This window comes from Halopseudomonas pelagia (assembly GCF_009497895.1).
In the GTDB taxonomy this organism is placed as follows: Bacteria; Pseudomonadota; Gammaproteobacteria; order Pseudomonadales; family Pseudomonadaceae; genus Halopseudomonas; species Halopseudomonas pelagia_A.
In genome coordinates, this window is the sequence record NZ_CP033116.1 from 1,363,205 (window position 1) to 1,388,225 (window position 25,021).

21 protein-coding genes are annotated in these 25,021 nt (G+C 57.7%); 16 read left to right on the plus strand and 5 right to left on the minus strand.

The window, feature by feature from the left end; translation table 11 throughout:
• Positions 1–35: 35 nt before the first annotated feature.
• From dapD to map, 5 genes are read right to left on the minus strand one after another with little or no spacing between them, the layout of a single operon-like run.
• Positions 36–1,070, minus strand: a complete 1,035-nt coding sequence (dapD, locus tag EAO82_RS06475) for a 2,3,4,5-tetrahydropyridine-2,6-dicarboxylate N-succinyltransferase (RefSeq protein ID WP_096347822.1) — start codon at positions 1,068–1,070, stop codon at positions 36–38.
• Between the two features lie 33 nt (positions 1,071–1,103).
• Positions 1,104–1,448, minus strand: a complete 345-nt coding sequence (locus EAO82_RS06480; protein ID WP_096347821.1) for an ArsC family reductase — start codon at positions 1,446–1,448, stop codon at positions 1,104–1,106.
• A gap of 3 nt (positions 1,449–1,451) precedes the next feature.
• Positions 1,452–2,648 carry a succinyldiaminopimelate transaminase gene (gene dapC / locus EAO82_RS06485; protein WP_096347820.1) on the minus strand — a complete coding sequence of 399 codons (1,197 nt, stop codon included), beginning with the start codon at positions 2,646–2,648 and terminating at the stop codon, positions 1,452–1,454.
• 13 nt (positions 2,649–2,661) lie between these two features.
• Positions 2,662–5,361, minus strand: coding sequence for a [protein-PII] uridylyltransferase (locus EAO82_RS06490; RefSeq protein WP_096347819.1), 2,700 nt, complete (start codon positions 5,359–5,361; stop codon positions 2,662–2,664).
• Positions 5,362–5,381: 20 nt separating this feature from the next.
• A complete protein-coding gene (gene map / locus EAO82_RS06495) occupies positions 5,382–6,170 on the minus strand; it encodes a type I methionyl aminopeptidase (RefSeq protein WP_096347818.1) in 789 nt (262 codons plus the stop codon).
• Positions 6,171–6,446: 276 nt separating this feature from the next.
• Here map and rpsB point away from each other — a divergent pair, with 276 nt between their 5' ends.
• The 16 genes from rpsB (at position 6,447) to dnaE (ending at position 25,017) form a co-directional block, all read left to right on the plus strand.
• The gene (rpsB, locus tag EAO82_RS06500; protein ID WP_096347817.1) at positions 6,447–7,190 is read left to right on the plus strand and encodes a 30S ribosomal protein S2; all 744 of its coding nucleotides are present in this window, start codon (positions 6,447–6,449) and stop codon (positions 7,188–7,190) included.
• Positions 7,191–7,327: 137 nt separating this feature from the next.
• On the plus strand, positions 7,328–8,197 hold the full coding sequence (gene tsf / locus EAO82_RS06505; RefSeq protein ID WP_096347816.1) for a translation elongation factor Ts: 870 nt from the start codon (positions 7,328–7,330) through the stop codon (positions 8,195–8,197).
• Positions 8,198–8,377: 180 nt separating this feature from the next.
• Positions 8,378–9,112, plus strand: coding sequence for a UMP kinase (gene pyrH / locus EAO82_RS06510; protein WP_096347815.1), 735 nt, complete (start codon positions 8,378–8,380; stop codon positions 9,110–9,112).
• A gap of 2 nt (positions 9,113–9,114) precedes the next feature.
• The gene (gene frr / locus EAO82_RS06515) at positions 9,115–9,672 is read left to right on the plus strand and encodes a ribosome recycling factor (protein ID WP_096347814.1); all 558 of its coding nucleotides are present in this window, start codon (positions 9,115–9,117) and stop codon (positions 9,670–9,672) included.
• Between the two features lie 36 nt (positions 9,673–9,708).
• Entirely contained in the window at positions 9,709–10,461 is a 753-nt protein-coding gene (gene uppS, locus EAO82_RS06520; RefSeq protein ID WP_096347813.1) for a polyprenyl diphosphate synthase, read from the plus strand.
• The gene (locus tag EAO82_RS06525) at positions 10,461–11,276 is read left to right on the plus strand and encodes a phosphatidate cytidylyltransferase (protein ID WP_096347812.1); all 816 of its coding nucleotides are present in this window, start codon (positions 10,461–10,463) and stop codon (positions 11,274–11,276) included. Before uppS ends, EAO82_RS06525 begins: the two co-directional genes overlap by 1 nt.
• Positions 11,273–12,457, plus strand: a complete 1,185-nt coding sequence (gene ispC / locus EAO82_RS06530) for a 1-deoxy-D-xylulose-5-phosphate reductoisomerase (protein ID WP_096347811.1) — start codon at positions 11,273–11,275, stop codon at positions 12,455–12,457. Before EAO82_RS06525 ends, ispC begins: the two co-directional genes overlap by 4 nt.
• Positions 12,458–12,506: 49 nt before the next feature.
• Positions 12,507–13,865, plus strand: a complete 1,359-nt coding sequence (rseP, locus tag EAO82_RS06535; RefSeq protein ID WP_096347810.1) for a sigma E protease regulator RseP — start codon at positions 12,507–12,509, stop codon at positions 13,863–13,865.
• Positions 13,866–13,942: 77 nt separating this feature from the next.
• Positions 13,943–16,294 (plus strand): outer membrane protein assembly factor BamA, encoded by a 2,352-nt coding sequence (gene bamA / locus EAO82_RS06540; RefSeq protein ID WP_096347809.1) that lies wholly within the window; start codon positions 13,943–13,945, stop codon positions 16,292–16,294.
• 64 nt (positions 16,295–16,358) lie between these two features.
• The gene (locus EAO82_RS06545) at positions 16,359–16,838 is read left to right on the plus strand and encodes an OmpH family outer membrane protein (protein WP_096347844.1); all 480 of its coding nucleotides are present in this window, start codon (positions 16,359–16,361) and stop codon (positions 16,836–16,838) included.
• Between the two features lie 8 nt (positions 16,839–16,846).
• On the plus strand, positions 16,847–17,908 hold the full coding sequence (gene lpxD, locus EAO82_RS06550) for a UDP-3-O-(3-hydroxymyristoyl)glucosamine N-acyltransferase (protein ID WP_096347808.1): 1,062 nt from the start codon (positions 16,847–16,849) through the stop codon (positions 17,906–17,908).
• A 50-nt stretch (positions 17,909–17,958) separates the two neighbouring features.
• A complete protein-coding gene (fabZ, locus tag EAO82_RS06555; protein WP_096347807.1) occupies positions 17,959–18,396 on the plus strand; it encodes a 3-hydroxyacyl-ACP dehydratase FabZ in 438 nt (145 codons plus the stop codon).
• The gene (lpxA, locus tag EAO82_RS06560; protein WP_096347806.1) at positions 18,393–19,169 is read left to right on the plus strand and encodes an acyl-ACP--UDP-N-acetylglucosamine O-acyltransferase; all 777 of its coding nucleotides are present in this window, start codon (positions 18,393–18,395) and stop codon (positions 19,167–19,169) included. The genes fabZ and lpxA overlap by 4 nt, the downstream gene beginning before the upstream one ends.
• A 2-nt stretch (positions 19,170–19,171) precedes the next feature.
• Entirely contained in the window at positions 19,172–20,356 is a 1,185-nt protein-coding gene (gene lpxB, locus EAO82_RS06565; protein WP_096347805.1) for a lipid-A-disaccharide synthase, read from the plus strand.
• A gap of 5 nt (positions 20,357–20,361) precedes the next feature.
• Complete coding sequence (rnhB, locus tag EAO82_RS06570; protein WP_096347843.1) at positions 20,362–21,030, plus strand: ribonuclease HII; 669 nt, start codon at positions 20,362–20,364, stop codon at positions 21,028–21,030.
• A gap of 462 nt (positions 21,031–21,492) precedes the next feature.
• Positions 21,493–25,017: a DNA polymerase III subunit alpha gene (gene dnaE, locus EAO82_RS06575; RefSeq protein ID WP_096346711.1), complete on the plus strand. Its 3,525-nt coding sequence runs from the start codon at positions 21,493–21,495 to the stop codon at positions 25,015–25,017.
• The last annotated feature ends 4 nt before the right edge of the window (positions 25,018–25,021 follow it).

Below are 25,021 nucleotides of genomic sequence, written 5' to 3' on the forward strand. Positions count from 1 at the left end.
GAAGCTTAAAGCTCGCGGCTGAACCCCAACGGGGTTCAGTTATGCGCGTGCAGGATCTCGTTGAGCTGAATCGCACTCTTGTTGGTCTTGCACTCGATCGAGCCAGTCTGCGAGTTACGGCGGAACAGCAGGTCGGTTTGATTGGCCAGGTCGCGAGCCTTGACCACTTCGACCAGATTGTCCGCATCATCCAGCAGGGCCACCTTGATGCCGGCGGTGATATACAGCCCGGCCTCGATGGTGCAGCGGTCGCCGAGCGGAATGCCGATACCCGCGTTGGCGCCGATCAGGCAGCCTTCACCAATAGAAATCACGATGTTGCCGCCACCGGACAGGGTACCCATGGTCGAGCAGCCGCCGCCCAGATCCGAGCCCTTGCCGACAAATACCCCGGCGGAGATACGCCCTTCGACCATGCTGGTGCCGGCAGTACCGGCGTTGAAGTTGATAAAGCCTTCGTGCATGACGGTAGTGCCTTCCCCGACGTAGGCGCCTAGACGCACTCGGGCGGTATTGGCGATGCGTACACCGGAGGGCACGACGTAGTCGGTCATGCACGGGAATTTATCCACGCTCAGCACGTTCAGCGCCAGGCCCTGCAGACGCGCGTCCAGCTGGCGCTGCGGCAGCTCATTGATGTCGATGGCGCCCTGATTGGTCCAGGCCACGTTTGGCAGTAATGGGAAGATACCGGCCAGCACAACACCGTGGGGCTTGACCAGCCGATGGGAGAGCAGATGTAGTTTCAGATAGGCCTCAGGCGTGGAGACCGGCGCTTCGTCGGTCGCCAGTACGGTGACAACCAAAGGGCGGGAGCCGCCCTGCAGGGATGTTACCAACGCCGCGGCGTCAGCAAACCCGCCGGCAGTCAACGCCTCGGCCAGTGCAGCGCACTGAGCCGCAGCCAGTTCGATGGCCTGATTGCCGCCGCTGTAGCCCAGTTGATCGCTGATGACCTTGACCAGTTCCTCTTCGGGATTCAGCAGGGGCTGAGGGTAATAAACCTCCAGCCAGTCACCTGCGGTATTTTGCGTGCCGACGCCAATGGCCAGGCTGAAACATTCGCTCATGGGGTGGTTCCTTGGATGCAATTGGTGCTGTTGTCAGTCAATGGCGGCGGCGTATTCATCGGGTTTGAACCCCACCAGCCGTTGTGAGCCAGTATCCAGTACCGGTCTTTTGATCATCGACGGATTAGCCTGCATCAGAGCAATGGCCTTGCCGGTATCGATGTCTTTCTTGTCGCTGTCTTCGAGCTTGCGAAAGGTCGTGCCCTGGCGGTTGAGAATTTTTTCCCAACCGTGCTCGCTGCACCAGGCGTTCAGCTTGTCAGCACTGATGCCTTCCTTCTTGTAGTCATGGAACTGATAATCGACTCCATGCTCGTCCAGCCAGGTTCGGGCCTTTTTCATGGTATCGCAGGCTTTGATGCCGTACAGAGTAATCATTTTTCAGAGGCTCCCGATAAAGCTGCGAATACGCTGGGCTGCTTCGATACAGTCTTCCAGCGGCGCGACCAGAGCCATGCGCACGCGCCCGGCGCCGGGATTATAACCATCAACCTCGCGCGACAGGAAACTCCCAGGTACAACGGCAACATTCTGCTCGGCCAACAAGCGCAGGGTGAAGGTCTGATCGTCCAGCGGTGTACGCGGCCAGAGATAGAAGCCGGCATCGGGGCGCTCGACGTCCATGACGCCACCGAGAATATCCAGCACCGCATCGAACTTGGCCTGGTATTGCACGCGGTTGTCTTCCACGTGGCGCTCATCCTGCCAGGCTGCGAGGCTGGCGTGCTGGGTTTGCACCGGCATCGCACAGCCATGGTAGGTCCGGTAGGTCAGGAACGGCTGCAACAGACTGGCGTCACCTGCGACGAAGCCGGAGCGCAGGCCCGGCAGGTTGGAACGCTTGGAGAGACTGTGAAACACCACGCAGCGGGCATAATCAAAACGGCCCATGGCCGCGCAGGCCTCCAGCAAACCTACCGGCGCCTGACCCTGGGGTGCGTAAATCTCGCTATAGCACTCGTCAGAGGCAATGACGAAATCGTACTGGTCAGCCAGAGCGATCAGTTGCTGCAGCTTGTCCAACGGCATGACTGCGCCAGTCGGATTACCCGGGGTGCAGATAAACAGCACCTGGCAGCGCTCCCAGATGCTGGAAGGCACGTCATCAAAGTCGGGAATAAAACCATTGCTCGCGTCGCAGGGCAGGTAGTGCGGCTCCACACCAGCCAGAAAGGCGGCGCCCTCGTAGATCTGATAGAAGGGGTTGGGGCTGACCACCAGGCCGTTCGGGTCACGCCGGACCATGGTCTGGGTAAAGGAAAACAGCGCTTCGCGGGTACCGTTGACGGGTATCACCTGGGTGGCCGCATCTACCTTGCCGGCGCCGAGCTGAAAGCGCTGCTCCAGCCAGCGCGCAATGCCTTCACGCAGGGCTGGAATGCCGGCCGTGGTGGGGTAGACCGCCGCCTGATCCAGATGCCGAGTGAGCGTCTCCAGGACAAAAGGGGGCGAAGGGTGCTTCGGCTCACCAATGGACAGCGAGATCGGCCGCAATGCCGGATTCGGCACCACGTCCTTGAGTAACGCGCGGAGCTTTTCAAAGGGGTAGGGCTGCAAGCGTTGCAGGTCTGTATTCATGCGGGCGCGGTCCTCAGATGATGATCTGCTTGGGCTGGCTGGTGTCGGATTGCTGGGCGCTGTTACCCAGGGTCTCGATAATGGTGTTCTGGAGCCGGCTGCACAGCTCGGGGTCGGATAGCGCGTGATTATTGGCGTCGGTAAGCACAAATACGTCGTCCACGCGCTCGCCCAAGGTGACGATCTTGGCGTTCTGCACGCTGATGTCGAAATCCAGCAGGATGCGGCCCATGCGTGCCAGCAGACCCGGTCGGTCAGGCGCGCTGAGCTCGAGGATGGTGTGTTGGCCTTCCGGCGAGTTGAAGATCGTCACTTCCGGGGCAAAGGAGAAATGCTTCAACTGGCGTGGCACCCGGCGTTGAATGATCGACGGGTAGGCGTCTGGATCAGACAGCGCTTCAATCAGATCATGCTTGATCTGGCGGATGCGGTCCGGGTTTTCACCGATCGAGCTGCCGTCGGCATCCAGTACAATGTAGGTATCCAGGCTGAAGCGGTTGGTCGAGGTGATTATTCGCGCATCCTGAATGCTCAGGTTCAGCTGATCCATCGCCGCCACGGTCACGGCGAACAGGTCATGCTGCTCAGGCGTGTAGATAAAGATCTGGGTGGCGCCCTCGAATTCGCGCTGGGCGGTTTCCTTGATCAGCACCAATGGGCCTTCGTGGTCCGGGTGCTCGATGATCGCTTCGGTGTGCCAGGCGACATCGCTGGCGGTATGGCGCAGGAAGTAATCCTCGCCCAGCTGCTCCCAGAGGGCTTCGGCGTCTTCTTCCTCGATACCGCTGCGTACGACGATATCCAATGCTGCACGCTGGGTCTGATGCACCTGCTCCTCCCGGTCGGGCGGGTTGTCCAGGCCGCGGCGCAGTGCGCGCTTGGTTTCGGTGTAGAGCTGGCGCAGCAGCGAAGCGCGCCAGGAGTTCCACAGCGTCGGGTTGGTCGCGTTGATATCGGCGATGGTCAGTACGTAGAGGTAGTCCAGGCGGACCTGGTTACCCATCTGCACGGCAAAGTCGTGGATCACCTGCGGGTCGGAAATGTCCTTGCGCTGCGCAGTGGTGGACATCAGCAGGTGGCTTTCCACCAGCCAACTGACCAGGTGCGTGTCCCAGGCCGGCAGTTGATGGCGCTGACAGAACTGCGTGGCATCCACCGCGCCCAGTTCGGAATGATCGCCACCGCGGCCCTTGGCAATGTCGTGATACAGGCCGGCCATATACAACAGATCAGGCTTTGGTAGGCGGCAGAAAATGCGCCAGGCCAAAGGAAACTTTTCCTGGTACTCAGGCTGATTGAGTTTGCGCAGATGTTTGATCAGATTCAGCGTGTGCGCGTCCACGGTGTAGATGTGGAACAGGTCATGTTGCATCTGCCCAACGATCTTGCCGAACTCCGGCAGGTAGCGGCCGAGGATGCCGTAACGGTTCATGCGCCGCAGATTGCGATGTATGCCTTCCCGGCAGCGGAACAGCTCGACGAACAGGCTGGTATTACGTATGTCGGCGCGGAAATCGTCATCAATCAGATGGCGGTGGTCGCGTAGCAGCCGGATGGTGTCGGCACGCACACCGCGAATCTCCGGGTGTTGGGCCATCAACAAAAAAATCTCCAGCAGGGCAAAAGGGGAGCGTTTGAAGACCTGTTGGTGGGTCACTTCGATATAGTGGTTGCGCACCTGGAAGCGGCTGTTGATTGGCTCGATTTCAGTCGTTTCCGCGTTACGCAGCAGGATTTCTTCGAAATGCTGCATCAGCAGATCGTTCAGCTCGGACAGCGACATCACCACCCGGTAGTACTTCTGCATGAAGCGCTCTACCGCCAGTTTACTGTCGTTGTCCTCGTAGCCCATCATTTGCGCGATGGTGCGCTGGTGGTCGAACAGCAGGCGATCTTCGGCGCGTTTGGCGAGAATGTGCAGCGCAAACCGGACCTGCCATAAAAAGGCCCGGCCGGAGGCGAGAATGTTGTATTCGGCTTCGTTCAGAAAGCCGCGTTCGACCAGTTCGCGCAGATCATTGGTGCCGAAGTGGCGCAGCGCGACCCAGCCGATGGTCTGGATGTCGCGCAGCCCGCCCGGTGAGCTTTTGACGTTGGGCTCAAGGTTGTATTCGGTGTCGTTGTACTTGGCGTGTCGCTTTTGCTGCTCGGCACGCTTGGCGCGGAAGAACTGGGCGTCATCCCACATCTGGTCGGCACTGATGGCGCTGATCATGTCCTGACGTAACTGCTCATCGCCGGACAGCGTGCGTGATTCCATAAGGTTGGTAATCACCGTGATGTCGGCCCGCGCCTCCTCTTGGCACTCGCTGATGGAGCGCACGCTCTGGCCCACTTCCAGACCAATATCCCAGAGCAGCATCAAGAACTGTTCGATGGAACCGTTATGCGAGTCTTGATCGCTGTCGCGCAGCAGGATCAGCAGATCGATATCCGAGTGCGGATGCAGCTCGCCCCGGCCATAGCCGCCGACTGCCAGCAGAGCAATGTCTGCGGCATCCGTGCTGGCCTGTATCGACCAGGCCTTGCGCAGGATCTGGTCGGTGAACCAGGCACGGTCGTGAATCAGCTTGTGGATGTTGCGGCCGCCCTCGAAGCGCGCGCGCAATACCGAATCCGCCTGGCGAATAGCCTTTTTGAATGCAGCCACAGGGCTGCTTTTCAGTGCCAGCTCAGCCTGGAACTGGCCTGGATCGAACAGTTCATTATCCACAACGGACCCCGGACAGCGGTTTATTGAAAGCTTTCTTCGTGACGGCGCGTCAGTACTTCATAGCCATCAGCAGTCACCAGAATGGTGTGTTCCCATTGTGCGGAAAGCTTGCGGTCCTTGGTGATGGCGGTCCAGCCGTCGCCCAACAGGCGAGTTTCATGCCGGCCCTGATTGATCATTGGTTCGATGGTGAAGGTCATGCCTTCTTTCAGCTCCATGCCGGTGCCGGCGCGGCCGTAATGCAAGATTTGTGGCTCCTCGTGAAACACCTTGCCGATGCCGTGGCCACAGTATTCGCGAACGACACTGTAGTGATTGGCGTGGGCGTGATCCTGGATCACTTGGCCGATATCGCCCAGGCGTGCTCCCGGACGTACGACCTCGATACCTTTATACATGCACTCCTGAGTGACCCGCGCCAGGCGCTGAGCCCACTCGGGCACGTCGCCGACCAGAAACATCCTGCTGGTGTCGCCGTGGTAACCATCCTTGATAACGGTGACGTCGATGTTCAGGCAGTCGCCGTTCTTCAGCGGTTTGTCATTGGGTATGCCGTGGCAGACCACATGGTTCAATGACGTGCAGATCGACTTGGGAAAGCCTGGGCGGCCCGGCGCTGCACCGTAGTTGAGCGGCGCGGGGATGGCCTTCTGCACGTTGACGATGTGTTCGTGGCAAAGCCGGTTGAGCTCGTCGGTGGTGATGCCTACGCGAACATGTTCGCCGATCATTTCCAGGACCTCGGCGGCCAGGCGCCCGGCAATACGCATGCCGGCAATATCTTCCGGGGTTTTGATGGTCACGGTCATGAAAGGTCTCTCTTGGTTGCGGCGAACAGTAATAAAGTCGATCAGTTTAACAGACTAGCGGGGTGCTGTTGAGCGCCCCGTGCCATGACCGCTGGGCACCTGCGACTTTATTCGTTTCCAGTTGTATGATATAAAGCGCCGCGCCTGAATAAACGTCTGTTGCAGACGCCAGGCTTAAACTGAAACCGCACACGTATCGTCACACTGTCTTGGGTGCCCTCCGGGGTTGGACATTGGGATACGTGGAGGCCCAACCCGAACTATATTGGAGCTGTCATGACTCAAGTATCTATGCGCGATATGCTGAAGGCCGGTGCGCACTTCGGCCACCAAACCCGTTACTGGAACCCGAAGATGGGCAAGTTCATCTTCGGTGCTCGCAACAAGATTCACATCATCAACCTGGAAAAGACCATGCCGATGTTCCACGACGCCTTGAGCTTCGTGGAAAAGCTGGCCTCCGGCAAGAACAAGCTGCTGTTCGTAGGCACCAAGCGCGCTGCCAGCAAGATCATTGCTGAAGAAGCCACCCGCGCCGGCATGCCTTATGTCGATCACCGCTGGTTGGGCGGCATGCTCACCAACTACAAGACCATCCGCGCTTCCATCAAGCGTCTGCGTGATCTTGAAATTCAGGCTGAAGACGGCACTTTCACCAAGCTGACCAAGAAAGAGGCGCTGATGCGCACTCGCGACCTGGAAAAGCTGGATCGCAGCCTTGGCGGTATCAAGGATATGGGCGGCCTGCCTGATGCCCTGTTCGTCATCGACGTTGAGCACGAGCGCATTGCCATCACTGAAGCCAACAAGCTGGGTATCCCGGTTATCGGTATCGTTGATACCAACAGCAGCCCGGACGGCGTCGATTACGTCATCCCCGGCAACGATGACGCCATCCGCGCCATCAAGCTGTACGCCGCGGCCATGGCCGATGCAGTACTGAATGGCAAGAACCACAATGGTGGCGCTGACGAGTTTGTTGAAGAAGCAGCTCCTGCCGCTGAGGCTTCAGAAGGCTGATCGGTACTTCGTATCGTTTTATGCCGATGTGAAAAGGGGGCTCTGCCCCCTTTTTGCAATATCTTGAACGCAACATGATACGGCCGCCCACACATCTGCAGGGCAGTCCAACATCAAGCAAGTTAGAGGAACAATTCATGTCACAGATTTCTGCAGCCATGGTCAAAGAACTGCGCGAGCGCACTGGCCAGGGCATGATGGATTGCAAAAAAGCATTGACCGCAGCCGGTGGCGATATTGAAAAAGCCATCGACGACATGCGTGCCGCAGGCTCGATCAAAGCCGCCAAGAAAGCCGGCAACATCGCCGCTGAAGGCGCTATCGGCGTCAAGCTGGCAGACGACAGCAAGTCAGCGGTCATCATTGAAGTCAACTCCCAGACCGATTTCCTGGCTCTGCAGGAAGACTTCAAGGGTTTTGTCAGCGACAGCCTGGATAAGGCCTTTGCCGCCGGTTACAGCGAAGCAGCTCCGCTGATCGCCGAGCAGGAAACTGCCCGTGAAGCACTGGTTGCCAAGTGTGGCGAGAACGTCAACATCCGTCGCCTGACCCGCGTTGAAGGCGACGTAGTCGGCGCCTACCTGCACGGTCACCGTATCGGTGTGATTGTCACCCTCAAAGGTGGCGATGCCGAGCTGGCCAAGGATATCGCCATGCACGTGGCTGCCAGCAACCCACAGTTCCTGGATGCCTCACAGGTCTCCGAGGAAGCGGTTGCCAAGGAAAAGGAAATTTTCCTCGCGCTGAATGCCGAGAAAATCGCCGGCAAGCCGGACAACATTGTTGAGAACATGGTTAAGGGCCGGATCAACAAGTTCCTGTCCGAAGCCAGTCTGGTTGAACAGGCCTTCATCAAGGATCCGGAAGTCAAAGTCGGTGAGCTGGCGAAGAAAGCCGGTGCTGAAATTCTTTCCTTCGTGCGTTACGAAGTGGGTGAAGGCATCGAGCGCGCCGAAGTTGATTTCGCTGCCGAGGTTGCCGCCCAGATTGCCGCTACCAAGCAGTGATCATGCGGATTGAACCACGCATGCCAGGTCGCCCTCGAGGCGGCCTGTAGTCAGAGTTACCGAGAGGCTTCCCGCGCAGGCGGGAAGCCTCTTTTTTAAGGAAACACTGAACAAGTGGCAGGCCGGATTGTCGGTTGTAACTCGTTGAGTGTTTCGCCATTCCCGAGCAGGAGAGTCAACATGGCCCAGGTACCCAGCAGCCGTCAGCCCAAGTACAAGCGTATTCTACTCAAACTCAGTGGCGAGGCCCTGATGGGCACTGAGGGTTTCGGTATCGACCCCAAGGTGCTGGACCGGATGTCCCTGGAAATCGGTCAGCTGATCGGCATTGGTGTGCAGATCGGTCTGGTGATTGGTGGTGGCAACCTGTTCCGCGGTGCCGCGTTGCATGCTGCTGGCATGGATCGGGTGACCGGTGATCATATGGGCATGCTGGCCACCGTGATGAACGCGCTGGCCATGCGCGATTCGCTGGAGCGCTCGAATATCCAGACCCGCGTCATGTCGGCGATTACCATGGAAGGCGTGACAGAGCATTACGATCGTCGCAAAGCCATGCGCTACCTTGGCAGTGGCGACGTGGTAATATTCTCTGCTGGAACCGGTAACCCCTTCTTCACTACTGATACAGCTGCGTGCCTGCGCGGTATCGAAGTTGACGCTGACCTGGTGCTGAAAGCGACCAAAGTTGACGGGGTCTACAATGCCGATCCAATGAAGGATCCGAATGCCGAGCGGTTTGATACTCTGACCTATGATCAGGTGTTGGATTTGAAACTAGGGGTCATGGATCTGACGGCTATCTGCCTGATTCGTGATCACAAGATGCCATTGCGCGTATTTAACATGAACAAACCTGGCGCGCTGCTCAATGCGGTAGTAGGTAGCGCCGAAGGTACATTGATCGAGGGTTGAGAATGATCAACGATATTAAGAAAGAAACCCAGGAGCGGATGAAGAAGTCTGTAGAGTCCCTGGATCATGCCTTCGCCAAAATTCGTACCGGCCGAGCGCACCCAAGCATTCTCGACAGCGTCATGGTCTCCTATTACGGTGCCAACACCCCCCTGCGCCAAGTTGCCAACGTTAACGTTGAAGACTCTCGCACGCTGGCCCTGACCGTGTTTGATCGCAGTATGATCCAGGCCGTCGAGAAGGCCATCATGACTTCCGACCTGGGATTGAATCCGGCCACGGCAGGTACCACCATCCGTATTCCCATGCCCGCTCTGACCGAAGAGACGCGCAAGGGCTTTACCAAGACCGCTCGCGGTGAAGCGGAGAACGCCCGTGTTGCAGTGCGTAATATCCGCCGCGACGCGCTGAGCCAGATCAAGGACCTGCAGAAAGAAAAAGAGATCAGCGAGGACGATGAGCATCGCGCCGCTGATGAAATACAGAAACTGACCGACAAGTATGTTGCCGAGATCGACAAGGCGCTGGAAGCCAAGGAAGCGGATCTGATGGCCATTTGATGGTCCATTCCGAGTGTTGAACGGATGAGCGAAGATATGCCAGTAACTCCAGCAGGATCGGTAGCAGGATCGGTGCCGAGGCACGTGGCGATTATCATGGATGGTAATAATCGCTGGGCGCGCAAGCGTCTGCTACCCGGTGTTGCTGGCCACAAGGCCGGGGTTGATGCGGTAAAGGCAATGATCGAAGTCTGCGCCGAAGACGGTGTGGAAGTGCTCACCTTGTTTGCTTTTTCTAGCGAGAACTGGCGGCGGCCTGATGAAGAAGTCGGCGCTCTGATGGAACTGTTTCTCAGCGCGTTGCGCCGCGAGGTCAAGCGTTTGCGTGAAAACGGCATCCGGCTTTGTATTATCGGTGATCGTAGTCGTTTTGCCCCGGAGCTGCGCAAGGCCATGAGTGACGCCGAAGCGCTTACCGCCGAGGGCCGGCGCCTCACTCTGGTGGTGGCTGCCAACTATGGCGGTCAATGGGATATCGCCGAGGCGGCAAAAAAGCTCGCGGGTCAGGTCGTAGAAGGTCAGTTGACCATTGACCAGATCACCGAACAGCAGGTTGAATCGGCTCTCAGTACTTCCAATTGGCCGCTGCCAGACCTATGCATTCGTACTGGCGGCGAGCATCGTATCAGCAACTTCCTGCTATGGCAGTTGGCCTATGCCGAACTGTATTTCTCCGATCTTTATTGGCCCGACTTCAAAAAAGAAGCCTTGCGCGAAGCCTTTGCAGACTTCGCCCGGCGTCAGCGCCGCTTTGGCAAAACCAGCGATCAAATAGCGGCGGACTCCTGATGCTCAAGCAGCGAATCATTACAGCGGTCATTCTGGCCCCTCTGGCTATTGCCGGTTTTGTGCTGCTGGAAGGTCCCTGGTTTGCTCTGTTTGTTGGTGCAGTCGTGGTGTTGGGCGCCTGGGAGTGGGCACGGTTGGCCGGCGAAACAGCCCAGAAAGGTCGTGTGCTGTACGCGCTGGTTGTGGCGCTGATGATGTTTGCTCTGTATCGCCTTGGCTTACCTGTGCATTATCTGCTTATCCCGGCTGCTGTCTGGTGGGTCTTGGCTGCGGTCATGGTGGTGCGCTATCCGCGTGACAAGGGGCTGTGGGCCAGTTGCATGGTTGCCCAGCTATTGGGTCTGCTGATTCTGTTGCCGGCCTGGGCTGGCCTGGTCTGGCTGCGTGAAGTGCCCAATGGTTTGTGGTTGATCGTGGCTCTGCTGGTGCTGGTCTGGGCTGCGGATATCGGCGCTTATTTTGCGGGCAAGACCTGGGGTCGTCGCAAGTTGATGCCCAATGTCAGTCCCGGCAAGACCATCGAAGGCTTCCTGGGCGGTCTGGTTTTCACTCAATTGCTGACACTGCTGGCGCTGCTTTATCTAGGTTGGTCCCTGTCTTCTTTGCTTATTGGATTGTTTGGCGCTGCGCTGGTCGTGACCTTTTCTGTAGTGGGCGATCTGACCGAAAGCCTGTTCAAGCGGGATCAAGGTCTCAAGGACAGCAGCAATTTGTTGCCTGGTCACGGCGGCGTGCTGGACCGGATTGACAGCCTTACTGCCGCCATCCCGGTTTTTGCGCTGTTCTGGCTGCTGATCGGGAGTCAGGTAGGGTGAGCAAAACCTGGATAACGGTGCTGGGTGCGACTGGCTCTATCGGTGTCAGTACGCTGGATGTTATTGCCCGCCATAGTGAGCAATATGCAGTTTATGCCCTCACCGGTTTCAGTCGTATGGCCGAGCTCCAGGCTCAATGTCTCGTGCACCGGCCGGTATTTGCGGTGGTCGCCGAAGAGCAGCAGGCGAAAAGCCTGCAACAGGCTCTGCGCGCGGCGGGCTGCACAACAGAAGTGTTGTGGGGCAGCGATGCGCTCGCTCAGGTAGCTGAGGATCCCCAGGTCGATGCTGTGATGGCAGCCATTGTTGGCGCTGCCGGGCTGGCCCCTACTCTGGCTGCGGTGCAGGCCGGTAAGCGCGTGCTGCTGGCCAACAAGGAAGCGCTGGTCATGTCCGGCGCACTCTTTATGCAGGCGGTACGCCATTCGGGCGCGGTGCTGCTGCCGATCGATAGTGAACACAACGCCATATTCCAGTGCATGCCGGCCAATTACTCCGCAGGCCTTGGGCAGGTTGGGGTACGGCGTATCCTGCTTACCGCGTCCGGTGGGCCTTTTCGGGATATGTGCGCTCAGGACTTGAAAAACGTCACGCCGCAGCAGGCCTGTGCGCACCCAAACTGGTCCATGGGACAGAAAATTTCTGTCGATTCAGCCAGCATGATGAACAAGGGGCTGGAGCTGATCGAGGCCTGTTGGCTGTTCGACGCTCGCCCGGAACAGATTGAGGTAGTGGTGCACCCGCAGAGCGTGGTGCACTCATTGGTAGACTATGTGGACGGATCGGTTATCGCGCAATTGGGCAACCCGGATATGCGCACACCTATCGCCCACGCATTGGCCTGGCCTGAGCGGATTGACTCGGGTGTAAGCGCTCTGGACCTGTTGGCAGTAGGACGTCTGGATTTTCGGGCGCCTGATCTGGAGCTTTTTCCCTGCCTGGATCTGGCGCGCCAGGCCGCAGAAGCTGGTGGCACGGCCTGCGCGCAACTCAACGCTGCCAATGAAGTCGCCGTGGAGGCTTTTCTGGCGGGGCGCATTGGATTTACTGATATCCCTGTTATCATCGAAGCGACACTGAACCGTATGGCCCCCGAGCCAGTCCAAGACCTGAATCACATCATCGCCGCTGATGCTCTGGCTCGCGAGCATGCCCATCGCTGGCTTGCCAACCGGCACTGAACCTCTCGGGTTCGGGTTCCCATTATTTACTTTCCAGATGAGGCGTTGAATGGATCTGTTATTCACCTTGCTGGCCACCGTTGTGGCGCTGGGACTGCTGGTGACCATTCACGAGTATGGCCATTTTTGGGTGGCTCGACGTTGTGGCGTCAAGGTTTTACGCTTTTCCATCGGGTTTGGCTCGGCGCTATGCCGCTGGCATGACAAACGCGGTACCGAATTTGTGATCGCAGCCATCCCGCTGGGCGGCTACGTGAAAATGCTTGATGAGCGCGAGGGCCCAGTCGACGAAGCTGAGCTGGATCAGACGTTCAATCGCAAGGACGTCAAGAAGCGTATCGCCATCGTCGCTGCTGGCCCCATCGCCAATTTCCTGCTGGCTATCCTGGCCTTTTGGCTGGTTGCTGTTATCGGCATTACCACGCTGGCGCCGGTACTGGGGCCGGTCGAGCCGGGTAGCGTTGCTGCTCGCGCTGGACTGGTTCAAGGACTTGAAATCGTTGAAGTCGATGGTGCCGAGACGCGAAGCTGGCACGACGTCAATCTGCAGCTTATCCGGCGTTTGGGTGAAACCGGGCAGATGCAGGTCATGGCTATCGATGGGCCTGGCGCCACGCCACAATCCTATACCCTGGTATTGAGCGACTGGCTTCGCGGAGCGGACCAGCCGGACCCTATCGCCGCGCTTGGCTTGGCCAGTTGGAGGCCTGAAGTACCTCCACTGTTGGGCGAGATCAGTCCAGATGGAGCAGCCGAGGCTGCCGGGCTGCGCTCCGGGGACTTGATTGTCAGCATCGATGGCGAGCCGGTAAATAACTGGCTGGATCAGGTGGTGCCGGCGATTCAAGCCAGTCCGGGTGAGCCGCTCGAAATAGGTATTGAACGTGACGGTCAACCCATGCTGCTGACTGTTACGCCGCAAAGCCGGGAGCAGGGCGGTGAAATCTCTGGATTTGTCGGGGCGGGAGTCGCCGCTTTCGAATGGCCGGAGCATATGGTTCGGTCAATTGATTACAATCCTCTGGTGGCTATTCCTTTCGCCGCGGCGAAGACCTGGGACATGACTGTTCTGACCCTGGACTCGTTGAAAAAGATGTTGACCGGGCTTGTCTCGGCAAAAAACTTGAGTGGTCCGATAACCATTGCTAAAGTGGCGGGCGCTTCGGCCAAGTCAGGTCCTGAGAGTTTTCTGAACTTCATTGCCTACTTGAGTATCAGTCTGGGTGTGCTTAATCTGCTGCCTATTCCGGTATTGGATGGCGGTCATCTGGTCTATTACACGGCTGAATGGATACGGGGCAAGCCGCTGTCAGAACGCATTCAGGCCTGGGGGTTGCAGGTAGGTCTGACGCTGATTGTCGGTGTGATGCTATTTGCCATCTATAACGACATAAGCCGCCTGGGTTGAATAACCCTAGGCACGCAAGAACACGCTCTGCCGGTTGCGGCGGAAACGAATTTAACCAGTCAGCCAGAACGGATTTCATGAAACGTTACCTATTGCCTGCGCTATTGCTGATACTCCTGGCGCCAGGAGCTTTTGCCGACGCCTTCCAGATCTCCGACATCCGCATCAATGGGTTGCAGCGTGTTTCCGCTGGCAGCGTGTTCGGTGCCTTGCCGCTGGATATCGGTGAGCAAGTGGATGACCAGAAGCTGGTTGAAGCTACTCGCTCACTCTTCCGCACCGGCTTCTTCGAAGATATTCAGCTCGGTCGTGATGGCAGTGTGCTGGTCATTACCGTGGTTGAAAGGCCCTCCATTGCTGCCATCGAACTGGAAGGCAACAAGGCTATTGAAAGCGAGGACTTGCTCAGCGGTTTGACTGCAGCGGGCCTGGCGGAAGGGGAGATCTTCCAGCAAGCCACACTTGACGGCGTACGTAACGAGTTGCTGCGCCAGTATGTCGCCCAGGGTCGCTATTCGGCTGGTATCGAAACGGAAGTGATTGCTGAACCGCGTAATCGGGTCACGCTGAAAATTGATATCAATGAAGGCGAAGTTGCCTCCATCAAGAACGTCAACGTCGTAGGTAACACGGTCTTTACCAACGATGAGCTGACCAATCTGTTTGAGCTCAAGAGTTCCAATCTGCTGTCGTTCTTCCGCAATGACGACAAATATTCCCGTGAGAAACTCTCTGGTGACCTGGAGCGCTTGCGTTCCTGGTATCTGGATCGCGGCTATATCAACATGGATATCGCCTCGACTCAGGTGTCCATCACGCCAGACAAGAAGAACGTCTATGTGACCGTAAACGTCAATGAAGGTGAGTTGTACACCGTCAGCGACGTCAAGCTGTCCGGCGACCTGGTTGTTGAAGAGTCTGCGCTCGATGGGCTTTTGCTGATTGAACCGGGCCAGGTATTCTCCCGTCAGGTGATGACCTCAACTTCCGATTTGATCAGTCGACGCCTGGGTAACGAGGGTTATACCTTCGCCAACGTTAACGGCATCCCTGAGATCAATGAAGAAGATCGCACGGTTGCCGTGACCTTCTTCGTCGATCCGGGTAAGCGTGCTTACGTCAACCGCATCAACTTCCGCGGCAATACCAAGACCGATGATGAGGTGTTGCGTCGGGAAATGCGTCAGATGGAAGGCGGTTGGGCTTCTACCTACCTGATCGATCAGTCCAAGGTGCGGCTGGAGCGGTTGGGTTTCTTCAAGGAAGTCGACGTTGAGACCGTACAGGTTCCTGGCGCCGACGATCTGATCGATGTGAATTACACCGTGGAAGAGCAGCCTTCCGGTTCGATCACGGCGAGCCTGGGTTTCGCCCAGGGCACCGGTTTGATCCTCGGTGGCTCGATCAGTCAGAACAACTTCTTCGGCTCGGGTAACCGGGTCAGCATCAGCGCTAACCGGTCCGAGTACCAGACGGCCCTGTCTTTTGGCTTCCTCAACCCGTACTTCACCGTTGACGGTGTCAGCCTGGGCTACAACGCGTTCTATCGGACGACTGATTACGATGAGCTGAATGTTGATATCTCCAGCTATGCGGTCGACTCTTACGGCGCGGGTTTCAATATCGGTTACCCGATCAGCGATACCTCCCGGCTGTCCTTCGGTCTGACTGCGCAGCAGGATGAAATCAAAGAGGGTGTTTATACGGTTCAGGAAATCCGTGACTTCCTCGAGACCGAGGGCGATACCTTCACCAACTTCAAGTTCAACTCGACCTGGTCGCAGTCCACGCTCAACCGCGGCGTGTTCCCTGACCGCGGCTTTTCGCAGTCTGCCAGCTTTGAAACCACCCTGCCGGGCAGTGATCTGTATTTTTACAAGCTTGATTACCGTGCTCAACGATTCTTCCCCGTCTCGGAAGATCTGACATTGCGCATGCACACCAATCTTGGCTTTGCCCGCCGCTTTGGCTCGACGCAGTCAGTACCTTTCTATGAGCACTACTACGCGGGCGGCATCGGCTCGGTACGCGGTTTCCGCGATAGCACACTGGGTCCCAAGAGTACGCCAAGCGACAATGATCCCGACCGCGATGAGCTGCCCTTCGGCGGTAACATCAAGGTGACCGGCGGTGCGGAATTGATCTTCCCGGTACCCTTCATTCAGGACCAGAGTGCGTTGCGTACGGTATTGTTCCTGGACGTAGGTAACGTGTATGACACTTACTGCACAAGCACTACGCTGCCCAGCGGCGACAGTAATCCCGGCTGTGGCAAGGTAGATGTGGGCGATTTGCGCTACAGTGCCGGTGTTGGTTTGTCATGGATCACGGCCTTGGGCCCATTGGGCTTCAGTTTGGCCGCACCGCTGAACAGCGAGTCGGCGGACGACACACAAGTATTCCAGTTTACCCTGGGTCAGACATTCTGAAGCCAGACCCCCAAAGACGATTAACAGGAGCTGTAGAGTGCGCAAGATTATAGGTGTTGCAATCATGTCGGTACTGGTTCTTGCCAGCTTCCCGGCAGCCGCCCAGATGAAAATTGCCGTTCTGGATTATCAGATGGCGCTGCTGGAGTCGGATGCAGCCAAGAAATATTCAGTCGATGCCGAAAAGAAGTTTGGCACCCAGTTGCAGCGTTTGCGCAATCTGGAAGCCGAAGCCAAGCGTCTGCAGGAACGTATGCAGAGTGAAGGCGAAAAGCTGAATCAGACCGAGCTGGAAAAGCTGGAGCTTGAGTTCCGTCAGAAAGCCCGCGAGTTCCAGGCACAGTCCAAGGAGCTGAATGAAGCCAAAGCTGGATCAGATCGCGAAATGCTTGAAACACTCAAGCCGCGCCTTGATCAGGCTGTGGAAGCTGCCATTCAGGCTGGTGGATTTGACTTGGTTCTGGATCGCAGTGCCGTTGTCGATGTGAAGGCTGAGTATGACATCACTCGCCAGGTCATCGAGCGCCTGAACAGCATTCGTTGAGGCCGCAGGTGAGTAATACGGCCTCATGGACGCTCGCTTCTCTCGCTGTGATGGTGGACGCACGACTGGTCGGCAACCCCGATCAGCTCGTGCGTGGCCTGGCTACGCTGCAGGAGGCCAACGCAGAACAGCTAAGCTTCCTCGCTAACAGCCAGTACCGCAAATACCTTGCCGACACCCACGCGGCCGCGGTGTTGCTAACTGAAACAGATGCGGAAGGCTTCAAGGGCAACGCTCTTATGGTTGCCAATCCCTATCTGATGTACGCGCGTTTATCCCATCTGTTCGACCCCAAACCAAAGCCCTCAGCCGGGGTTCATCCCACGGCAGTGATTGCCGAGGATGCCGTTGTCGACCCTACGGCGAGCATCGGTGCAGGCGTTGTTGTCGAAGCGGGCGCGCATATTGGTGCGAATGTTACGCTGGGGGCGCAATGCTTTATCGGCGCACGTTGCGTTATTGGCGCCGGCGGCTGGTTGGCAGCACGCGTTACGCTTTATCACGATGTGACGATCGGTGAGCGGGTAGTTATTCAGTCCGGTGCCGTTATCGGCTCAGAAGGTTTCGGTTTTGCTGCGGAGCAGGGCCGGTGGCAGAAAATCGCCCAGATCGGTGGCGTGCTTATCGGTGATGATGTCGAGATCGGCGCGAACACCACTATCGATCGTGGCGCGCTGTCCGATACGCGGATTGGCGATGGCGTAAAGCTGGATAACCAGATACAGATTGCGCACAACGTGCAGATCGGCGATCACACGGCGATGGCTGCTTGTGTGGGTATTTCCGGCAGCACGCGCATCGGCAAGCACTGTACCATTGCTGGCGGTGTTGGCATGGTTGGGCATATCGAAATTTGTGACAACGTCTTTGTCAGCGGTATGACCATGGTCACCCGCTCCATCACTGAACCGGGTGCCTATTCCTCCGGGACGGCGATGCAGCCGGCAGCCGACTGGAAAAAGAGCGCCGCACGCATACGTCAACTCGATACAATGGCGAAAAGGGTCCAGCAGCTGGAAAAGCAACTGCTGATCGTGACTCAGGGAACTCAGGGCTCATCTGAGTCCTGAACTGCGCCTTCCCCCGGCGCCTACAATTTTAGTGCAAGGCCTGCGAATACATGGATATCAAGGAAATAAAAGAATACCTGCCCCACCGCTACCCGTTTCTACTGGTGGACAGGGTCCTCGAGCTGGATCTGGAGGCTCGCCATATTCGCGCCTACAAGAACGTATCGGTTAATGAGCCTTTCTTTAACGGCCATTTCCCCGAGCACCCGATCATGCCGGGTGTATTGATCATCGAAGCGATGGCTCAGGCCGCCGGGTTGTTGGGTTTCAAGATGATGAATCTCAAGCCAGCCGACGGTACGCTTTACTACTTCGTCGGCACCGACAAGCTACGCTTTCGCCAGCCGGTAGTGCCAGGTGACCAACTGCATTTGGAAGCTCAGCATCTGAGCAATCGCCGTGGAATATGGAAGTTCGCCTGTCGCGCTATGGTGGATGGCAAAGAAGCCTGTTCAGGCGAAATCATCTGTGCGGAACACAAAATATGAGTCGAATTCATCCCCAGGCGATCGTTGATCCGTCCGCCCGGCTGGCTGAAGATGTGGAAGTTGGGCCTTGGACATTGATCGGACCGGACGTTGAAATAGGCGCCGGTACGGTGGTGGGGCCGCATGTGGTTATTCGCGGGCCGACCACTATTGGCCAGCACAATCGTATCTTTCAGTTTTCTTCTGTCGGAGAAGATTGTCAGGACAAGAAATACAACGGTGAGGCCACCCGTCTGGTGATTGGCGACCACAATGTGATTCGTGAAGGCTGCACGCTGCACCGCGGCACTGTCCAGGATCGCGGCGTTACGACCATCGGCAGCCACAACCTGCTGATGGCATATGTGCATGTTGCGCACGACTGCGTCGTCGGCGATCACATCATCATGGCTAACAATGCCACTATCGCAGGACATGTTCGGGTCGGTGATGGCGCGATTCTTGGCGGTTACACCACCGTCCACCAGTTTTGTCATCTCGGTGCCTGGTCGATGAGTGCCGCGAACAGTGCAGTGTTCAAGGATATCCCCGCTTATGTGATGGTCGGTGGCAACCCGGCCAGCGCCCACGGCATGAACTTCGAAGGCATGCGCCGTCGTGGTTTTAGCCCCGAATTGGTGGCGGCACTGCGCCGAGCTTACAAGGTCGTCTATCGCCAGGGCCTGACGCTGCAAGATGCGCTCAAGGCGTTGGAAGAGCCGGCTCAGCAATTTACCGAAATTGCGCTGTATCGCGACTCTATTGTCGCTTCTACCCGCGGTATTACCCGCTAGTCATGTCCGTTCCTGCCGATTCGGCCGCTGCACCCCCTCTTTGTATTGCGTTGGTTGCCGGTGAAGCCTCCGGCGATACGCTGGGCGCTGGACTGATCCGTGCACTCAAGCGTCGATACCCAGATGCCCGCTTTATCGGCATAGGCGGGCCGCGGATGCTTGCTCAGGGTATGCAGAGTCAGGTGCCGATGGAGCGTCTGTCGGTAATGGGCCTGGTTGAAGTGCTGGGTCGTCTTCGCGAGCTTTTGCGCATTCGCAAGTCCCTGGTCAGCTACCTCAAGGCGCAGCAACCAGACGTATTTATCGGAATCGATGCGCCTGACTTCACCCTCAATGTCGAGAAGCAGCTACGTGAAGTCGGCATCCCCACCGTTCACTATGTCAGCCCCTCGGTTTGGGCCTGGCGTGAAAAGCGCGTGCTGGGTATCCGCGAATCTACCGATCTGATGCTTACGCTGTTTCCTTTCGAAGAAGCGGTTTACCAGAAACATGGTGTGGCGGTGCGCTGCGTGGGTCACACCCTGGCCGATCAAATCGCCCTTGAGCCAGACCGCGGGGCAGCACGAGCGGCTTTGGGCTTGGCAGCAGATTCCCGCGTGGTAGCGCTGATGCCGGGGAGTCGCAATGGCGAACTGCGGAAACTGGGACTGTTGTTCCTGCAAACGGCCGCTTGGTGTCTTGAGCGTCAACCGCAATTGCAGTTCGTTATGCCCTGCGCCAACGCTGAGCGTCGAGTGCAGATTGAAGCCATACTGGCCGAGAGCGGATTATCATTACCTCTGACGTTGCTTGACGGCCAGGCCCATGAGGCACTGGCTGCCTGTGATGCAGTCTTGATCGCCTCGGGTACGGCAACACTGGAAGCCATGTTGTTCAAACGGCCGATGGTCGTTGCTTATCGTATGGCTAGTCTGACGTTCAAGATTCTCAAGCGTCTGGTCAAGGTTGGGCATGTATCCCTGCCTAACCTGTTGGCCGGGCGCGAAGTCGTGCCGGAGTTCCTGCAGGACGCCGCCACGCCGGAGGCGATGGGTCAGGCGCTGCTGGAGCGTCTTGGCCCTACCGAGGAAGCTGAGGCGACTCAGGCGACATTCATGCAGTTGCATGAGCTGTTGCGCCGCAATGCCGATGAGTCGGCGGCCGAAGCGGTAATTGAATTGATGCGCGAGAAAGGCAGGTTGGCATGACTCAGATGATGATCGATTGGTATGTGCCAGTGGGTGACGAGCTGGTGGCCGGCGTAGACGAAGTCGGCCGCGGCCCACTCTGCGGGGCGGTGGTCACGGCGGCCGTGATACTCGATCCGCTGCGTCCCATCGAAGGCCTGAATGATTCCAAGAAGCTCACGGCTGCGCGCCGGGAAGCCTTGTTTCCGATTATTCAAGAGCGTGCACTGGCCTGGTGTATCGCACGGGCGGAAGTCGAAGAAATCGATGAGCTCAATATTCTGCATGCGACCATGCTGGCTATGCAGCGCGCTGTCGCCGGGTTGTCTGTTCGCCCGGACCGGGTGCTGGTCGACGGCAATCGTTGCCCGGTATTGCCGATGCCTAGTGAGCCGGTGATCAAGGGTGACTCCCGGGTTCCGGCCATTGCCGCGGCCTCGATTCTGGCCAAGGTCTCGCGTGATCGTGAGATGCAGGAGCTGGAGCTGCTCTATCCCGGCTACGGCATTGCCCAGCACAAGGGTTATCCCACGCCGGTGCACCTTTCTGCTTTGCGGGAGTTGGGGGCTACTGCGATCCATCGGCGTTCGTTTGCTCCGGTGCGGGTTGCTCTAGACTCTGCGGACTTGGATTCGTGTGTAGACCAGGTTCAGGTTGGCGCGGTGCGCCGACACGCCGTGGATACATCCCTGTAGGCTCATCACCGGCATCCATGCCGGAGACGGTCGGCGCACCGCGCCAACCTGAACCTGATCCCATATCTCCGTACATCCTTCTGGTTTTCAAAGCGAATAACAACAGCGCTGTGTCCCATGAAATGGCTGCGGGGGCCAACCTTTAATGTTTAGCTCCAGGCTGATTTGCCTTTCGATTTCCCAACACTCAGCAAGCGGATTGCAGGGAGTTCGTTGGTGTGCGTCAGGCGGCAGGGGTAAGCCGACCGTCTCCGGCAGGGATGCCGGTGATGAGCCTACAGGGATGTATTCACGGCGTGTCGGCGTGCCCTGCCGCCTTACGCACACCAGGCACAAGTCCAGCATGGGATCAGAGCAAAGCCGATACTTATTGGCGTAAATCCAGACAACGTGCGAGTAGCCCCCAACTCCCCCCGCCGTTACAATCCCACCTCAGTTGTTGCCTTCAGAAACAGGATTACCATGACGCATTCTTTCGTTCACTTGCGTGTACACAGCGAGTTCTCTCTGGTTGACGGTATCGTCAAGATCAAGCCCCTGATCAAGATGGTAGCCGAGGCAGGGATGCCGGCAGTGGCGGTGACGGATCAGAACAACATGTGCAGCCTGGTGAAGTTCTACAAGGCGTCCATGGGCGGTGGGGTCAAGCCGATTTCCGGTGTCGATGTCTGGCTGGTGGGCGCCAATGATGACAACCAGCTTACCCGCCTCAGCCTGCTGGCCATGAACCGTAATGGCTACCGTAATCTGACCGAGTTGATCTCCCGTGGTTATACCGAAGGCCAGCGTAACGGCGTGGTGACCATTCGCCGCGAATGGGTGGCCGAGTCCAGCGAAGACGTGATCGCGCTGTCCGGCGCCAAGGAAGGTGAGATCGGGCAGTCACTGCTGTCGAACAACCCGCAGGAAGCCGACGCTTTGCTGCAGTACTGGATGCAGGTCTTTCCCGGCCGTTTCTACCTGGAACTGCAGCGCACCAGCCGCCCGAACGACGAAGAGTATTTGCACGCTGCCGTTGATCTGGCGGTCAAGCTGGATTGCCCGGTGGTGGCGACCAATGATGTGCGCTTCCTCAAGCGCGAGGATTTTGAAGCGCATGAAACGCGCGTGTGTATTGGTGAAGGCCGAGCGCTGGATGATCCGCGCCGAGTGCGCCAGTACAGCGAAGAACAGTATCTGAAAACACCGGCCGAGATGGCCGAGCTGTTTTCCGACATCCCGGAAGCATTGGCCAATAGCATGGAAATTGCCCGCCGCTGCAATATCGACGTGCAGTTGGGCAAGAACTTCCTGCCGGCCTTTCCTACACCGGACGGCATGAGTGAAGCGGACTTCTTCCGCAAGGTTTCGTTTGAAGGGCTGGAAGAACGCCTCAAAGTCGTGCTGCCGCCCGACTCTGAGAATTACGAAGCACGCCGTCAGGTGTATATCGACCGGTTGAATTTCGAGCTGGATATCATCATCCAGATGGAGTTTCCCGGTTACTTCCTGATCGTGATGGACTTCATCAAGTGGGCCAAGAACAACGGCGTACCGGTTGGCCCAGGCCGGGGCTCCGGGGCAGGGTCGCTGGTTGCCTATTCGCTGCTGATTACCGATCTTGACCCCCTGCAGTACGATCTGCTGTTCGAGCGCTTTCTGAATCCAGAGCGGGTATCCATGCCCGACTTTGACGTCGACTTCTGTATGGAAGGGCGCGACCGGGTCATCGAGTATGTGGCCGACACCTATGGCCGTAATGCGGTATCGCAAATCATCACCTTCGGTACCATGGCGGCCAAGGCCGTGGTACGTGACGTGGCGCGGGTGCAGGGCAAGTCCTACGGCTTGGCTGACAAGCTCTCGAAGATGATTCCCTTCGAGGTCGGCATGACCCTGGCCAAGGCCTTCGAGCAGGAAGAGATCCTGCGCGACTTTCTCGCCAATGACGAAGAAGCCCAGGAAATCTGGGACATGGCGCTCAAGCTGGAAGGGGTCACGCGTAACGTCGGCAAGCACGCCGGGGGCGTGGTGATCGCGCCGACCAAACTGACCGACTTTGCGCCGCTGTATTGCGACGAGGCTGGCGGCGGTCTGGTAACCCAGTTCGACAAGGATGACGTGGAAGCTGCTGGCCTGGTCAAGTTCGACTTTCTTGGTCTGCGGACCCTGACCATTATCGACTGGGCGATGAACACCATCAACCGGGTGCGGGCCAAGACCGGTGGTGCGCCGCTGGATATCAACTTTATCCCGCTGGACGACCTGCCCACCTACCAGATGTTGCAGAAGGCCGAGACCACGGCGGTGTTCCAGCTGGAATCCCGCGGTATGAAAGAGCTGATCAAGAAGCTCAAGCCTGACTGCCTGGAAGACCTGATCGCCCTTGTGGCCCTGTTCCGTCCCGGGCCACTGCAATCAGGCATGGTCGACGACTTTATCAATCGCAAGCACGGCCGTGAGATCCTGTCCTACCCGCATCCGAACTATCAGCTCGACAGCCTGAAGCCGGTATTGGCGCCGACCTACGGCATTATTCTGTATCAGGAACAGGTGATGCAGATTGCCCAGGTCATGGCTGGCTATACGCTCGGCGGCGCCGACATGTTGCGCCGGGCCATGGGTAAGAAAAAACCCGAAGAAATGGCCAAGCAGCGTGCGATCTTCCTTGAGGGTTGCGAAGGTAACAATATCAATGCTGATCTGGCAGGCAACATATTTGATCTGGTAGAAAAGTTCGCCGGTTACGGTTTCAACAAGTCGCACTCGGCAGCCTACGGCCTGGTCTCTTATCAGACCGCCTGGCTCAAGGCGCATTATCCCGCGCCCTTTATGGCGGCGGTGTTGTCGGCGGATATGCACAATACCGACAAGGTGGTCACGCTGATCGAAGAGTGCCGCAGCATGAAGCTGCGCCTCAACCCGCCGGATGTGAACGTCTCGGAATACAAATTCACAGTGGATGACGCCGGTGCCGTGGTTTATGGCCTGGGCGCGATCAAGGGCGTGGGTGAAGGGCCGGTGGAGACCATCGTTGAGAAGCGTCTGCAGGGCGGTCCGTTTCTCGATCTGTTCGACTTCTGTGCCCGTGTCGATCTCAAACGCATCAACAAGCGAGTAATGGAAGCGTTGATCCGTTCCGGCGCGCTGGATAACCTCGGGCCGTTTTTCGACACCGATCAGCAAGCCTATCTGAAAAACGTCGACCGTAACCGGGCGTCATTGATGGCGGCCATGGAAGAAGCGATTGCGGCGGCCGAGCAGACTGCCAAGAGCGCGGACAGCGGCCATGCCGATCTATTCGGCGAGCTACTGGGCCCTTCCACCGTGCGCGACGTGTACGAGCAATATCGCAAGGTACGTGAGTGGACCTTCAAGGAACGTCTGCGTGGTGAGAAAGAAACGCTCGGGCTGTATCTGACCGGCCACCCGATTGACGAGTATGAAAAAGAGATTCGTCGTTTTGCTCGGCAGCGCATCATTGACCTCAAACCCTCGCGTGAAAGCCAGACGATTGCCGGTCTGGTGTTTGACTTGCGGGTGATGAAAACCAAGCGTGGCGACAAGATGGGCTTTGTTACCCTGGACGATCGTTCGGCGCGGATCGAAGTGTCGCTGTATGCCGAGGCGTATCAGTCATCACAGGCGTTGTTGCAGAAAGACGCTATGTTGGTGGTGGAAGGGGAGGTTAGTCAGGATGATTTTTCTGGTGGCCTGCGAATGCGCGTCAAGCGGGTGATGAGCCTGGAAGACGCCCGCACAACCTTGCTCGACAGTGTGCGCATCAGCCTGGATACCCAGCGTCACGGTGCGCAGAGCCTCGACCAGTTGGCGGGCTTGCTGCGCAAATTCCCCGGTGGCTGTGCGGTAACGGTGGATCTGCAGCGGCCGGACGCCGCAGTGCAATTGCGCCTGGGTGAAGGCTGGCGGGTTGAGCCGGCTGACGATCTGGTGCAGGGGATACGTGACCACCTGGGTAAAGACAGCGTCTCTTTGCACTACAGATGATGCG